Source organism: Phocaeicola plebeius DSM 17135 (assembly GCF_000187895.1).
GTDB classification, from domain to species: Bacteria; Bacteroidota; Bacteroidia; order Bacteroidales; family Bacteroidaceae; genus Phocaeicola; species Phocaeicola plebeius.
The window spans coordinates 206,670-221,157 of the sequence record NZ_DS990118.1; the positions used below are offsets into that span (position 1 = coordinate 206,670).

Below are 14,488 nucleotides of genomic sequence, written 5' to 3' on the forward strand. Positions count from 1 at the left end.
CTAAAATGGGAGAAAGATATTTAGAAAGAATTGTAGCAAGCGGCATAAAAATCGGAACGATTCAGACGCTTAAAGCATTAGGGCTACTGCCGGAGGTGGTAACAATCTCCCAAGCAGAAAAGATATACGGACGTCGTCTCATTACAGAATGGCGTAGTAAGGAATGGATAAAGTTTTATCCTGCAAAGAACAAGGAACGCGGCAAGTATTATGTGAAAATGTCCGAACTGGAAACAGCAAGTGCCATGATGGATATTCATAACAAAGTACCGGCCAACATAATCAAAGTATTAATGCAAGTACCATGACTGCAAAAGATATACAAATAGGGCAGAACATTTCAGCCGGATTCTTTTTCCGGTGCGGACATTATGGGGATGATGTGGACTACGCCATTATTACCGGAGTGGTTATACGCAAATTGGAATGCTATAATCAGGTGCTTGTTGATGTCGATTTAGAACAATCGTTTAATAGTCCCGGCAAATCAGTCTGGGTACGGTTAGACAAAGCAGATTTTAATATTAACAACTAAAATTCTCATTATGAGCAGTATTATTCAAGTTAAGATGGAAGAGCTAAATGCGCTTCCAGCAACGAAAATTGTCGAAAATGAAGGTGTACAAGCAAAGTTTATTCAAATGTACAATGCAATTTGGGGTACGGATAAGGGTGAGCAGATGTACCACAAAGAAGTATTCAATTTTCAAAAATTACTTCGAGATAACCCCGATGTATCCACTTCAAGCAAAATGTCCCTTTATGGCTGTTTCCTTGATATCGCAGTCAATGGACTAACATTAGACCAGACAGGGCATCCGCTCTGCTATATTCTGAGTCGCAACTGCAAAACTGGGTACAAAAACGAACATGGGAACGATATTTACGAAAAACGTGCATACGTTTCAGTTACCGGCTACGGTGAACTTACCATGCGTATGCGTGCCGGCCAAATTAAATATGCTGACAACCCCGTCGTCGTTTATGAGGGAGACCATTTCAAGGCATCTTTAGTCAATGGAGTAAAAAACATCGAGTATGAAGCACAATGCCCCCGCACATCAACCAAGGTTATTGCAGCATTCATACGCATTGTACGCAATGATAATTCAGTGGACTATCAATGGCTCATGCAAGGGGATATTGAACGCTTGAAGCATTATAGCGAAAAAGCAAATTCCAAATGGAATGAGCAGACCAGACGGAGAGAACTTGGTAATGCCAATGCTTTATACACTTCCAATAATGGCGGTATTGACCCCGGTTTCCTTGAAAACAAAATGATTAAACACGCCTTCGACGCATACCCTAAAGTACGTACCGGAAAATATACCATTATGGCAACCGACCAGGAGGAAGAAGAAATCATCGATTATGGAATTGTGGAAGATGCCAATATTGCACAGGAAGACCCAAACATTCCTTTCGGTGAAGAAAAACAGCTCACCGCACCGGAACCGGTATCTGTAAATGTCAGCAAAGCAGATGAAGAAGAAGGATTCTAACCATTAATACTTAAAGCTATGTCAACAGAATTAATAAAAGTAGAAGAGTTTACCTCTTTAATGAAAAGTGCCCCTGACGCCTTAGGCAAGAACCAAAAATCAATAGCCAACTGTAATTCAGCGGGACAGGCAATCTTAGATACGATTCAAGGAGAAGGCATGACTGATGAACTGGATGCCAAAGCTGCGGAGTATCTGAAGAAAGTTAATGTTACAATTACCAACATGAAGAACCGTCGTGCGCCTGTTACCCAACTATTCGACCGTATCCGGTCCATTTTCACGACAGATGAAAAAGCTATTGACCCAAAAGACAAATCAACAATTCCGGGCAAAATAGCTGCAGAACGTGATAGATATGCAGCACTGAAGCGTGAAGAAGAAAGAAGGAAGCAGCAGGAGATGCAACGACAAGCCAATATCGAAAAGGAAAAAGGAACGTATCGGTTTGCTATTGAACAAGCTATCAATACGCACATGAGTTCCTATTTTGCCGAACAACAGAAGAATCTGAGCCATATTTGGGAAAGCATTACACTGGCTACATTTGAACTGAAAGAAAAGAGTATTAGAGGTTGGTCAACTCTGTACCCTCGTGAGCACTTCGACACTTTCAATCAAGACATCACAACTTATTATCTGGACGCACAAACCAAAGCGAATATCAAGGCTGAAATTCTAAGCAATAAATATTCCGCTTTCTCTCAACAGTATAAGTTTGATATGGAAGATTTACGTCAGTCATTTATCGACCGTCTTTCCTCCAAAAAGAAAGAACTTATTGAGGAAGAAGAATTGCGCAAGAAAGATGCTGAAGCTGCTGCCAAAGCGGAAGCCGAAAGAAAACAACGGGAAGAAGAGGAGCGAAAACAACGGGAACTTGAAATACAGCAAAAAGAACATGAGCAGCAACAAAAAGCGGAGTCTTCTATACAATCCGCACAAATGAATAGTCTGTTTGCAACAGCTGCCGCTTCTGTTACAACAAGAGCCAGCAAAGCCAAAGTGACTGAAAGGATTAAAATACTACACCCTGCCGGCTTCTTGGAAGTATATCAGATGTGGTGGATAAATGAAGGTCAGAATCTGACAATAGAAGAACTTGAAAAAATCCACAAAAAGATGATTTCCTTCTGCGAAAAGAAAGCTAACAGCGATGATGAAATGAAAATCAAATCAAAATATATCCGATACGAAGAAGAAGTTAAAGCAGGAAAGTAATGGCAAATCTGGATTCATATTACTTGCGTACAGAAGTCAGCAACTCCGATCTGACAGAACTCAAAAACTATCTTTATCCCCGTACCCAGTATGGGGATAAAGAAAAAGCCTTCAAGTTTGGGACATTGGTAGATGCACTTATTACCGAAAACGAACGGGTACATTATAGTAAGCGCATGGTGGATGATGTAACCTATTCACGGGAAGATTTCGAGTTAGGCCTTGCCATGAGGGAAGCTTTAAGAAAAGAGGCAAGAAAAGACGAGTTCCTTAGAGCCGTTCTTTCCAACTCCGATACCCAGAAATTCATGGTAAACAAATCCCAGCGATTTCTCTACGGAAACTTCGAGTACACTCTTGATACCCGGTGTAAATGGGATTGGTGGTTACCTGGTTTTGGATTTGGTGGAGATTTAAAGACCACTTTTGCAGAATCACAAAACCAGTTCAATGAAGCTATAGATTTTTTTGATTGGGACCGTTCCAGAGCATGGTATATGGATATAGCAGGAAGCCAACAGGACTTTATCTATGCCATCAGCAAGAAGAACCTGAAAATATTCAAAGCGTTCATTATACGCGACGATGATACCTATAAACGTGGAAAAGAGAAATATGATGAATTGGCTTTTAAATGGTGGATGCTCTTTTCTTGATATATTTTAATCGAAAACGATATGAACATACTTATCACACCCAAAGAACAAATCTGCAAGGAACTTACAGATATTGACTCATTCCTCAATATAACAATGAGCGAAAATGCAGAAGAAGCCGTATTGCGCGGAAATGACTTGGCCGTATATGTCGCCCGTTCAGGAAAGTTATTAGCTGATGCTAAATATTGGCTTAACGAAGCCATGAATTCCGAAACAATGAAAACACTTGCCGAAACAGCAAAAAATGCCAAGGCTACAGCTACGGCAATAAACGCTTTAGTAAACTCCCTTTGCAGGGAAGAACGATATTTGGTCGATTGGTGTGAACGGTGCAATCGAACCGCAACACATCAGTTATCATGGTGCGTGACAGTAATAAGCAAAGCCAAAGAAGAAATGAAAATGGCTGGTATGTACAACAATAACAACAGACAAAAATGCTAAACGACCAAGAAGCACCCAAATACTTGCTTTGGCTTTTTATAGCCATTATCCTAATGGGATTAGACGAAAACATTACTGGATTCCCATTCATCATGGGAGCCGGTATAATCATATATCTATTTATTAACATGCTTATTCTTACATCAAAGGATGAGCCTAAAAAAGAGAACAATGGAAACTGCAAAAATTGACATCAAGCAGGCTGTCATTAAAAAAGACAGATTAAATGTTGTGTACAACGAGCGATTCACAGAAGCCAACTACACAAACAAGGTTACCAAGAATTGCGACCAAATCGTACATTCCGAACTGAAGGAGATTTTTAATCACTTGAAACTGCATCTTGTGGTATTATGCGAGCAACCCGAAGCGGAAAAAATCTACAAATCAAGTTTTACATCACCGGGCTTTGATGAAACTCTGAATAACTACTTCATTACCGGATATGCCAATGATAGCAACGATGGAGTACCGGGTATAACCATAATGGGAGGCAAATTACTACAATCCGGTAAAATTGTGGATTTGAAAATCTTTACTCCATTCGGAGACGAAGAATATAAATTTTCAGAAGAACTACAAATAGATGCAGCAGCTTGCGATGCGGAAGTGGAAGCATATCTCTTTGAAGAGAAATGGGGCATTAAGCAAGAGCGGTTAGACTTTGATAGCGATATCCCCGATGAAGCTGTTACCGATACAGAAGAACTTCCTGCAGAAGAAGAAAAGCCTAAAAGAAAAGGCAGAAAGACCAAAACTATAGCTCCTGCCGCTTAATCAAATTCGGGGCTGATTTCGTCAGCCCCATAAAACTCTAAATTACAAGTCATGATTATAGAATTAAAAGGAAACGTTTTTGAAGTTACTTTCAAGTACAAGCCCACTATTGTTGACAGAATACGTCAAATCACAGGCAAGAGATATGACGGAAGCAGAAAGAAATGGCTTATTCCTGTTTCCAGTCGTGTCGAACTTGAAAAAATGGTCTATCAAATCAGACCATTTGAAAATATCCAATGGGTTACAGGACAACAGAAACAAGAAGAGGAAGAAGTTGCGTACAATATACCGGAACTGCCGGAGCTTGATATTCCCCACTTACTAAAAGTAAACCCATATCCCTATCAATTAAAAGGAATTGCAAGAGGATTACAGCTCAAACGATTCATGAATTGCGACGAGCCGGGCCTTGGAAAGACACTGCAAAGCATTGCAACTATTAATCTTGGGAATGCCTTTCCTTGTTTGGTTATTTGTCCTTCTGCCTTAAAGGTTAATTGGGAAAGAGAATGGCATAAGTTCACAGATAAAAAGGCAATGGTACTGACGGATAAAGTACGAGATACATGGACTTTCTTTTATCAGACTGGCATGTATCAGGTATTCATCGTTAATTATGAATCGCTTAAAAAATACTTTGTACAACGTATCAAAAAAGAATCTGGTTGGACTTTAAGAGATGTGGAATTCAGAAACAGCATCCAACTTTTCAAATCTGTAATCATTGATGAAAGCCACCGTTGCAAATCATCATCCACTCAGCAGGCTAAATTCTGTAAAGGTATATGCAATGGTAAGGAATGGGTTATTGAACTTACCGGAACTCCAGTTGTCAATAAGCCTAAAGATTTAATTCCGCAGTTATCTATCCTTTCCAGAATGGAAGATTTTGGAGGATATAAGACATTCGTCAATAGATATTGTTCCGGTCAGAATGAAGCATCAAACCTGAAAGAACTTAACTATATGCTATGGACTAAATGTATGTTCCGGCGTGAAAAGTCATTGGTGCTGACAGACCTTCCCGATAAAATACGACAAGTAAATACTTGTGAGATAACTAACCGCAAGGAGTATATCGACGCAGAGCGTGATCTTATCATGTACCTACAAAAATACAAAGAAGCGGATGATGAAAAGATAGAGAAAGCATTACGAGGTGAAGTCATGGTACGTATTAATATCCTCCGCCAAATATCAGCCAGAGGGAAAGTACGTGATGTAATTGAGTTCGTAAAAGACTTTCGTGAGAATGGAAAGAAAATCATCCTCTTTTGCTCACTTCACGAAGTGGTAGATCAACTGAAAAGCTATTTTCCTACGGCTGTATCTGTAACTGGAAGGGACTCACAAGATGAGAAACAAAGAGCAGTGGATTCTTTTCAAAACAATCCCAAAACAGATATTATCATCTGTTCCATTAAAGCTGCAGGAGTCGGACTTACCCTAACAGCATCAAGCAATGTTGCCTTTGTTGAATTCCCCTGGACTTATGCCGATTGTTGCCAATGCGAAGACCGTGCGCATCGTATAGGGCAAAAGGATTCTGTAACCTGTTACTATTTCCTCGGCCGACGTACCATTGACGAGAAAGTTTACCGTATTATTCAAAATAAGAAAGCCATTGCCAAGGATGTTACCGGTTCCACAGAAGATATAGAGGAAAATATCGTTGATATGGTAGCGAATATTTTCAGCACAGATTATGATGATGAAGGTTTCTAATGGTAAAGCTATGGAAAAAGATATTAAACGTTTTGATTATTGGTTTTCTCATAATTATCAAGAACTGCGCAACAAGCTCTATGGAGCATTTTTTAATGAAGATATATTTCATGATACATACCTGTATATTAGAAATATTATCAAGACAAACAATGTTTCATTAATAGACTTCGAACCTTTCTTTATTGTGTGCTACAAAAGAAATAGGCAGAAAAATTTAACCAAAGAAAATCGATATTGCAAACTTGATATGTCTTTCTTCCAATCAATAAAAGCCGATGAAGAATTAGACATAGAAGAGCTTAGTAAACCTGATAGACTGGCATATAGCATTCTGTCTTTCATAAAGAAGCAAAATTCAGCTATAGACTATAGGCTATTTAAATTAAAAGTCTATGACACAAATTGTTCATACCAAGATTTATCGGCATATACAGGTCTATCTCCCAATATAGTTTATCGAAAAATAAACTCCATCATCCGAACAGTTCAACAAGAACAGTTTTTTCGCAAGCAGTATTCATCTATTGCTATTATATAACTAACCTATAGATAATTAAAGACATGAAACTTGTAGTTTATAACAAAATGAATGCCTTACCTTTGGGGCAGAAATCAAAAGAAAGAACAATCAGATTTAATCAAAGCAATGGGGTTATTTATATCTCTAGATTTCTAGCAAAGGAAATGGAACTCAAAGATGGCGATAAGATTATATTCGCCAATGATGAAGAAAGCAAAAAAGACTGGTTTATCGGTAAAACAAATGATGAATATGGTTTTGTCCTGCATTCCAGTAGAGCAGGTGCCCGTGTTCAAAGCAAATTTATCTGCAACTCCGTACTAAATGCCACCAAGACGAATTGTAATGCAACATTCCTTGTTGCCAAAGAAGCAACAGAATACAACGGAAATAAATTTTTCAAGATTATCACCTCTAGTCCTTTTATTACAATCCCAAGGAAACATCCTACAAACAAAAAACTTAAATGATGACACCACAGCAAAAAATAGACCGGCTGAAAAAAGCCGGCTATCAAGTTCAAGAAAAAGGTAATAAAATCCGTGCCGCTAAAGGTTCTTTAATAATCAATGGCACTATAAATCAAGTACACAAAGAAGTTTTTAACCGATAATTATATTGATATGAATACGTATAGCAAATATGTACCTAATGTTTTTCTCGCAAAATGCAGTGAGAAACACGAAAAAGGAGAAGTTATTGAAGTTACAACCAAATATGGCAAAGAGAATGAATGTATTGTATTCAATCTCATCTATGAACGTGAAGGCTTTTATTATTACTCCATCGTCAGAGCTGACGGATTTAATGTGCAAGAATGGGCCAAACAAAGAGCCGAGCGCCGCCATGATTGGGCCCAGTCTGCCGGACAAAAAAGTAATGAATATTTCAACCGCTCGAACAAAGACAAAGATTTTCTTTCTCTTGGAGAGCCAATCAAAGTCGGACATCATAGCGAGAAACGGCATCGAAAAGCGATTGATGATGCTTGGAACAATATGGGAAAAAGTGTTGAATTTAGCGACAAGGCTGCCGAACACGAAAGAATTGCCAAATATTGGGAAGAAAAGGCAAACACTATCAATCTTTCTATGCCGGAAAGTATCGATTTCTACGAACACAAGTTAGAGAAAGCGAAAGAATATCATGAGGGTGTTAAGTCTGGCAAATATCCACGTGAACACGCTTATACTCTCACTTATGCCAAGAAAGCTGTTAATGAAGCACAAAAGAATTACGAATTAGCTAAAAAACTATGGGGAGATTATCTGACGAATGGTGTTGTATGAACTGCGCCCGATTGAACGAATGTTTGATGAATGAACCAGATTTAAACTTACTTGACTATTGCGTGGCATACAGAGACTTAGAAAATAAAGAAGATTAATTAAAAACGGGACAGTTATGAAACAGACATTAGAAGAAGCAGCATACGACTATGCTACTAATAAAACAAAGTTTAGAAAAGAGGTTTTAAAGGAGGTTGATCCAGATAACTATGTTAGTCGGAAATCTGATTGTATGGAAGATTTTCAATGTGGTGCAGAATGGCAGGCAAAGCAATCTCCTTGGATAAGCGTTGAAGATAAACTGCCTTCTTTAAACCAAAAAGTAATAGTTTATAATGGGAAACAAGTATATATATCTCATAGGACAGAAAAAGACTACGCAAAAGATGCTAATTCCTTCTTGTATGGATTGCAAACCTATAATGTTGTAGCCTGGATGCCCATCCCGTCTTTCAATGAGATACTTGAAGTCAACAAGTTTGAAAGACAAGATAAACAAGATGTGTACTTTGAAAAAGTGGAGGATTGAGTATGAAACATGAAATAAAATTCAGAGGAAAATGCTTTAATAATGGGCTATGGATAGATGGCGATTTGATAACAAGCCTTACACCTAAAGGGAAAATGACTAAATGTCCAGCAATCCATACGACTTACGGGACGATAGGTACTTTTTTTGTTCAGTCTGAAACTGTTGGGCAATACATAGGCTTGCGTGATAAGAATGGGAAAGAGGCCTATATTGGTGATATTGTAAGATTCACCCCAAAAGTCTTAAATATTATCGGTTCTGGTTATGTTAAAACAGATTATGAACTACTAGCTGTAATAGATACAGATGAATATAATCATTCTATACTTTGTATTCTTCACGACAAAGGTAGATTCAAAAAAGGAGAATTTTATCATATTGAAGGGGTGTTAAACGGCGAGATTATTGGTAATCAATATGATAATCATTAGTTATTGGAGGATTAATAAATGGTAATAATCAATGATAGAAAATTCTATGACAAACCCGGTAGTTGCGGCTCATGCCCTTTCTTCTTTAGTGGTTCAACACATCTTTGCACAAATAAAGGTCGAGGAATTTGTACGCTTTTCAATGAAATGCACCAACCATACATCAATCCACCCAAACGATGCCAGAAACTATTTAATAAAGCATTCCGTATGCCTAATGGGAGCAACCTTGTAATTGTAATGCAATAAATCTGTCCATTATATATTTAAGTAAACGGTTACTGCAAAAATATGGAATCAAACCTAAGACACCTTATAGCAAAAATGACTAAAGAAAAATGTATTGTATGCGGAAAAGAAACTGTATCAGTCATTAAGACTGATGCAGGCTATATCTGCTACAACTGCTATGCTGAGCAAAAGAATCCATCCAAAAGAAAAAGGAAGAAAAACAACGAGGAAGAACGTATGCAATGCAAGTTCTTTGAAGAAGTGGAAAAGATATTCCCAAAGTTACCCAATAAGCTTCTCTTCGCTGTTCCGAATGGTGGAAGCCGCCATATAAGGGAAGCCGCTAATCTCAAACGGCAAGGTGTAACTTCCGGCGTATCCGATGTTATCCTACTAATCCCAAAGAAAGGCTACGCTTCGCTATGTATAGAGTTTAAGACAAAGAAAGGCATCCAATCGGAAGAACAAAAAGAATTTCAGAGGCAAGCGGAAAACTGCCGAAATAAGTATGTTATTGCCCGCAGTGTCAAACAAGGCATTGACGCACTAAAGGAGTATCTGCTATAAAGATGAGGGGGTCGCTATTCACGAGACCCCCTCACTGCTATTTTGAGACTTTTATAAATTCATTGTAATCAATCTTTGTGTTGGGATTAAAATTAACCAATTCCAGTTTATACCCCTTTGTGCCCCAACTCCACCACAAGAATTTTCGTTTTGGTATTCGATGAACAACAGCCGCCAAACTATCACGAATATTATAATAAACCGTAGAATCCTTGAAGCAAGCTATCACATGAGACCATTTGCTATTAACCTCTAAACAATCCGGCCTGTCCGGAAGTGGATGCCAACGGTCTGCATAGATTGTTTCTGTTGAATGAATCCCGGTTTTAACCAAAGCCTCAAGATGTTTGTTTTTAATGCCGAGTTCTTTTATTGTTTGAGCATCATCGGCACGATACTCTTTCAGCTCATCAATAGTCAAGTTCAATGCCGACACAGAAACTGCATTTAAACTATCCCGAATTTTATAGGACTTTATGTCTTTCATTAAGACTGCAATATTACCGGATTGACGCTCACATTCCTTTTGCAGCTTCCGATTAGATTTAATCAAGCCAATAGTAACAGATACCAGTGCTACTAAACCTATAAACAACCATTTTTTCATATAATCTTAGACCTTAAGATAATTAGCTATTCCAATGGCATGAGCCTTTACAATTCGCGCTTTCCCATCAGCGGAAAGTAAGAATTCAACATCTTCCTTATTATCCTGAAAAAAGTTTTCGGTAAGAACTGCCGGACATTTCGTTTTCTGCAAGATGTAGAAGTTTTCTTCCCAGTCAGGATCTTTATCCGACCAATCGCTGCGTATTTTTATCCCGGCCGGAAAGCATTCAGCAGCCGATGCGTACAGACATGATGCCAATACATCGGCTTTTGTACTTCCTTTGCTCGTGTAAGCAGACCAGCCTCTTGCTTGCATCCAATCTATTCCAGAACCTGCAGCATTACAATGAATGGAAATCAAGATTACATTAGATGTACCCAATCTGCCACAAATCTCATTCACACGCCGGCATCGCTCTGATAGTGGAACATCTATTGTCTCCTTTACAACCCTTTCAGCATCAATACCCATTTTGCCTAATTCCAGAACAAGCATATCTGCGATTTCACGAGTCCAAGCATATTCCCGCAATTTTCCATCAGGAGAGCGCTTGCCCTTTGTATTCTCACCGTGGCCGTTATCAATTAGTACTTTCATTTTCTTTCAACTTTAGTTTTAATCTGTTCAATTAAATCTTCTGCATCCTTACTGCTAATACATTTTACTATCTTTTGTGCCATATCGGCTACATCGGCAGCATGAGACTTCTTTTTGCGGCTGTTTTCCAACACAGAGCGACCTTCTATGCAAATAATACCCACCGTTATCAAAATCATGCAATAAGGAGCTACATACCAGGAAATGAACAGTCCCAAGACATCGACCATTGTACCGAATATCAATACGCGGAAATAATCAACCACTTTAGCTACAGTTCTTCTTAACCCCTTACTGTCAATTTTTTCTTTATTTACTCTTGCTGCATCAATGCCACTCCACATATCCACGAATGAAGAAACGACAATAAAGATACAGCATGTAAACAATACGATTGCATACAAACGTAAGTCTGCAAACTTTATCCCGCCTATCTGTTCAATCACTTCGACCATTAGAATACAGTATTAATTATCCATGAAAAAACATAAACAACACCAATAATAAGGTCTGCTAAATAAGCGCCACGTAAAGTCGCCTTGACATCTTTCTCATCAGGAATATCATCCTGCGCTTCTTTCCATTTTGCTACAATATAAGCGCATCCTGTACCAATAGCAGCACCAGCCAATACCGGAACAAACTTATTTCCAAACAAGAATACAGCAACCAACACACAAATAGCCACAATCAAGAGACCAACCAAGCCGTGGATAATTTTATCCCAGCCATACTTTTCTACCAAATCATTACTCGCTTTCATAAACTCTTTTCTCCTAAAATATAAGCCAAGAGAGAAATTGAAGCATAAAAAAAGCAGCCGGAATTCGACTGCTTTAACTTTTAATGATTATCTTTGCAACATCTCACTTACAACACATGAAAGCGAACCTGAGAACGGTGGCATTTGCCCCCGGTCATTCGGGTTCGCTCGTTATGTGTTAAAAGTAGGTGAGATGATTTTTAACAGGCCGGGGGCTTTTTTCTTTCCTTCCCCCAAAAAGGAATATTCACATACTATTCAACTTGATATTTATTCAGACTGAACGTATCTTTCTTTTTCCAACCGTCAGCAAGCGTTTTTTGGATATGTAACATGACTTTGGTATAGAAGTCTGTCAATTCGTTCAATGCCGAAAACTTCCGATAAACGGGCGTTTCATCTGTACCAAACTTGAATACAACCGGAAGGGTTGCACCATTTGTCTGTACGGCCAAATCGTATGCAGCTTTGTAGTTGAACTGATTTTCTCTTGAAAGCCATACCTGCACACCCTCGTATGAAAATCCTTTCAAAATAGTTTCGTCCACCTTCTGGTTATACCAATCCATAATCAAAGCCTTAACTACTTCATCTGACGGTCTGCCATTCAGAAACTCCGCTTCCATATAGTCGGCGGAACCGTCTTCATGTTCTTGGATATCCCAACGGACACGCCATTTATTCTTTGCCGGACTGACGCATTCTATCAGTTTCACATCGGCTGTACCTTCTACTCTTTTCATCTTAACTGAATACATACTTGGTTCTACCTTTCCCGAAAGTTTCCGTCTTGATGGTGGTCTCAAACGGAAAACCGTCAGGGATTTCTTCAATCTGTTTGAGGATATTCTTCATTTCCTCACTGTTGGTAAAGAACTTCTTGGGTTCGCCGTTCTGTTCTATAGCCACAATACAACGGTCCTCGCCTTGTTCCGTCTTTATTCCCATCTCAAAATCCTTGACTATGATAGGAAGGTTTACCAACTCACGGATACTTACCACCGTACCCGAAAATCGCTTCTTACCGTCTTCCGGCTTGTAAGCGACATTTAAATCTTTAAATGATTTCATTTTTTTGCCTGTTAATTTTTTAAACAACTTATTACAATCGGCGTGTTTCGTCATGCCGTAGAAACTAGCAATCAGTTCCCGCCTTCTTTTTCTACTTTTTACCTCGTGCATCTTCCGAGCAAACTTCTGTTTGATGCGTTTCCGCAATCCTACATAGTTAGGGCGAATAACATAGCCGAGAAAATCAATGCCTTCCTCTACCGGAAATACCCGTTCATTAGGCTTGATTTCCAAATCTATTTTCTTTACTTGCTCATGAATAACATCACGAATCTTCCACAATTCCGCTTTCATTTTACCGAGTACTAATCCGTCATCACAATAGCGATAGTAATATCGGATACCGTACTTGTCTTTCAAATAGTGGTCTAAAAATACAGACAGGAGCAAGTTTCCCGCCCCCTGTGAACTGCGCAGTCCGAAACTGATACCTTCCGGCAGCAATGTCACGAACCGCTCCAGCAGCACCAACAGCCTTTCATCCTTGAATACCCTGCGGAAGCACCACATAACAAAGTCCTGCCGCGCATTATCGTAAAACCTACGGATGTCGAACTTGTAAGCATATAACGTGCCTTCCGGGTCTTTTTGCAGATCGGCACGTATGCGATTCATTAGGTCATGTGTGCCACGCCTTTTGATACTTGCTCCGGTTGTCCGAATATAGCGTTTCTGCAAATGACGGTCTACAACATTCATTACGGCAAACACAGCAATACGGTCTTTCATGGAAAGTATCTGTAAAGTACGTTTCTTACCGTACTCCTCAATCTCTCTTTCATGGTAACCGCCAAGCTGGAATGAACCATCCGCAATAGCAGTCGTAAGTTCAATGATTATTTCCTCCCTATGAGCGAGTAAATATCGTCCTTGCTTTGACCTTTTACGATTTGTACCACGCAGTACTGTATCGAATGCCTCCGACATATTGGAGTATTCGATAATTTCCTCGATGATATATCCTTCCCTGCGCATACAAATTCAGCTATTGGTTAATAAACATGGAAGATAAGGGCCTTCCTTTCCCCGGGTCTGACTTCTTCGAACTGATAACAGCCTACCAAACTCCACCCGACGCGTGATTTTTCAGCTTTCCACCTTTAAAGGTGCTATTGCTGCGGCTTGTTTCCCTCGGCTCCGCCTTGGGGACACGTCCCCGTGCTGTACGCCGATTTATTAGATTTCCAGACGGGAACCGACATTCGTATTCGAATTCGACGCATCGTTATTCGTATTCGCATTCGATACACCACCATTCGCATTCGCATTGTTGTACCCACGATAAACCACACGGCTTATAGGAAACTCCACCTTTTTAATTACAAAGGTATTACTTTTCATCTGAAAACTGTTTTAAATAATATTTTCGACGGGCTTACGCCCGTTTTTATTTTGCATCACTTCACATAAGCGAGAACGAAGCCGCTTTTCGCTTTGTCGCTTCGCTCCCGCTTTCGATTAAGCTATTTCGGACAACGCCTTATATGCTTCCACGCTTTCCGCCTTGACGAGCCGACCGCGGAAGGCCAGACGCGAGCCG

The 14,488-nt window shown here is 39.4% G+C and carries 22 protein-coding genes; 15 read left to right on the forward strand and 7 right to left on the reverse strand.

The annotated features are described in order from the left end of the window. Positions 1–5 precede the first annotated feature (5 nt). The 15 genes from BACPLE_RS00780 to BACPLE_RS00850 all read left to right on the forward strand — a co-directional run bounded on the left by BACPLE_RS00780 (position 6) and on the right by BACPLE_RS00850 (position 9,907). Positions 6–308, forward strand: a complete 303-nt coding sequence (locus BACPLE_RS00780) for a hypothetical protein (RefSeq protein WP_007557958.1) — start codon at positions 6–8, stop codon at positions 306–308. After that, entirely contained in the window at positions 305–535 is a 231-nt protein-coding gene (locus BACPLE_RS00785) for a hypothetical protein (RefSeq protein ID WP_007557960.1), read from the forward strand. Before BACPLE_RS00780 ends, BACPLE_RS00785 begins: the two co-directional genes overlap by 4 nt. A gap of 10 nt (positions 536–545) precedes the next feature. Continuing rightward, on the forward strand, positions 546–1,505 hold the full coding sequence (locus tag BACPLE_RS00790) for a recombinase RecT (RefSeq protein ID WP_007557962.1): 960 nt from the start codon (positions 546–548) through the stop codon (positions 1,503–1,505). 18 nt (positions 1,506–1,523) lie between these two features. Further along, the gene (locus BACPLE_RS00795) at positions 1,524–2,726 is read left to right on the forward strand and encodes a hypothetical protein (RefSeq protein ID WP_007557964.1); all 1,203 of its coding nucleotides are present in this window, start codon (positions 1,524–1,526) and stop codon (positions 2,724–2,726) included. Beyond that, positions 2,726–3,382, forward strand: a complete 657-nt coding sequence (locus BACPLE_RS00800) for a PD-(D/E)XK nuclease-like domain-containing protein (protein WP_007557965.1) — start codon at positions 2,726–2,728, stop codon at positions 3,380–3,382. The genes BACPLE_RS00795 and BACPLE_RS00800 overlap by 1 nt, the downstream gene beginning before the upstream one ends. 21 nt (positions 3,383–3,403) lie before the next feature. Continuing rightward, complete coding sequence (locus tag BACPLE_RS00805; protein WP_007557967.1) at positions 3,404–3,829, forward strand: hypothetical protein; 426 nt, start codon at positions 3,404–3,406, stop codon at positions 3,827–3,829. Between the two features lie 171 nt (positions 3,830–4,000). Further along, positions 4,001–4,606 carry a hypothetical protein gene (locus tag BACPLE_RS00815; RefSeq protein ID WP_007557971.1) on the forward strand — a complete coding sequence of 202 codons (606 nt, stop codon included), beginning with the start codon at positions 4,001–4,003 and terminating at the stop codon, positions 4,604–4,606. Between the two features lie 51 nt (positions 4,607–4,657). Next, positions 4,658–6,334 (forward strand): DEAD/DEAH box helicase, encoded by a 1,677-nt coding sequence (locus BACPLE_RS00820; protein WP_007557972.1) that lies wholly within the window; start codon positions 4,658–4,660, stop codon positions 6,332–6,334. Positions 6,335–6,344: 10 nt separating this feature from the next. Further along, entirely contained in the window at positions 6,345–6,875 is a 531-nt protein-coding gene (locus tag BACPLE_RS00825) for a sigma-70 family RNA polymerase sigma factor (RefSeq protein WP_148374646.1), read from the forward strand. A 23-nt stretch (positions 6,876–6,898) separates the two neighbouring features. Continuing rightward, positions 6,899–7,327, forward strand: coding sequence for an SH3 domain-containing protein (locus tag BACPLE_RS00830; RefSeq protein WP_007557976.1), 429 nt, complete (start codon positions 6,899–6,901; stop codon positions 7,325–7,327). Continuing rightward, positions 7,324–7,470, forward strand: coding sequence for a hypothetical protein (locus tag BACPLE_RS19235; RefSeq protein ID WP_007557978.1), 147 nt, complete (start codon positions 7,324–7,326; stop codon positions 7,468–7,470). Before BACPLE_RS00830 ends, BACPLE_RS19235 begins: the two co-directional genes overlap by 4 nt. Positions 7,471–7,480: 10 nt before the next feature. Continuing rightward, the gene (locus BACPLE_RS00835; protein WP_007557980.1) at positions 7,481–8,146 is read left to right on the forward strand and encodes a DUF3560 domain-containing protein; all 666 of its coding nucleotides are present in this window, start codon (positions 7,481–7,483) and stop codon (positions 8,144–8,146) included. Positions 8,147–8,261: 115 nt separating this feature from the next. Beyond that, positions 8,262–8,675, forward strand: coding sequence for a DUF551 domain-containing protein (locus BACPLE_RS00840; RefSeq protein WP_007557982.1), 414 nt, complete (start codon positions 8,262–8,264; stop codon positions 8,673–8,675). A gap of 2 nt (positions 8,676–8,677) precedes the next feature. Beyond that, positions 8,678–9,109, forward strand: a complete 432-nt coding sequence (locus tag BACPLE_RS00845; protein WP_007557983.1) for a YopX family protein — start codon at positions 8,678–8,680, stop codon at positions 9,107–9,109. A gap of 291 nt (positions 9,110–9,400) precedes the next feature. Continuing rightward, positions 9,401–9,907, forward strand: coding sequence for a VRR-NUC domain-containing protein (locus BACPLE_RS00850; RefSeq protein ID WP_007557985.1), 507 nt, complete (start codon positions 9,401–9,403; stop codon positions 9,905–9,907). Positions 9,908–9,944: 37 nt separating this feature from the next. Here BACPLE_RS00850 and BACPLE_RS00855 read toward each other — a convergent pair whose 3' ends face one another. The 7 genes from BACPLE_RS00855 to BACPLE_RS19395 all read right to left on the reverse strand — a co-directional run bounded on the left by BACPLE_RS00855 (position 9,945) and on the right by BACPLE_RS19395 (position 14,289). Further along, positions 9,945–10,514, reverse strand: coding sequence for a DUF6549 family protein (locus tag BACPLE_RS00855; protein WP_007557986.1), 570 nt, complete (start codon positions 10,512–10,514; stop codon positions 9,945–9,947). Between the two features lie 6 nt (positions 10,515–10,520). Beyond that, positions 10,521–11,114, reverse strand: a complete 594-nt coding sequence (locus BACPLE_RS00860; protein ID WP_007557988.1) for an N-acetylmuramoyl-L-alanine amidase — start codon at positions 11,112–11,114, stop codon at positions 10,521–10,523. Beyond that, positions 11,111–11,569, reverse strand: coding sequence for a phage holin family protein (locus tag BACPLE_RS00865; RefSeq protein WP_007557990.1), 459 nt, complete (start codon positions 11,567–11,569; stop codon positions 11,111–11,113). The genes BACPLE_RS00860 and BACPLE_RS00865 overlap by 4 nt, the downstream gene beginning before the upstream one ends. Then, positions 11,569–11,877: a hypothetical protein gene (locus BACPLE_RS00870; protein ID WP_007557993.1), complete on the reverse strand. Its 309-nt coding sequence runs from the start codon at positions 11,875–11,877 to the stop codon at positions 11,569–11,571. The genes BACPLE_RS00865 and BACPLE_RS00870 overlap by 1 nt, the downstream gene beginning before the upstream one ends. A 254-nt stretch (positions 11,878–12,131) precedes the next feature. Continuing rightward, positions 12,132–12,620: a hypothetical protein gene (locus tag BACPLE_RS00875; RefSeq protein WP_040312291.1), complete on the reverse strand. Its 489-nt coding sequence runs from the start codon at positions 12,618–12,620 to the stop codon at positions 12,132–12,134. A gap of 1 nt (position 12,621) precedes the next feature. Then, a complete protein-coding gene (locus tag BACPLE_RS00880; protein WP_007557998.1) occupies positions 12,622–13,923 on the reverse strand; it encodes a reverse transcriptase domain-containing protein in 1,302 nt (433 codons plus the stop codon). Between the two features lie 201 nt (positions 13,924–14,124). Continuing rightward, positions 14,125–14,289 carry a hypothetical protein gene (locus BACPLE_RS19395; protein ID WP_007558000.1) on the reverse strand — a complete coding sequence of 55 codons (165 nt, stop codon included), beginning with the start codon at positions 14,287–14,289 and terminating at the stop codon, positions 14,125–14,127. Positions 14,290–14,488 lie beyond the last annotated feature (199 nt).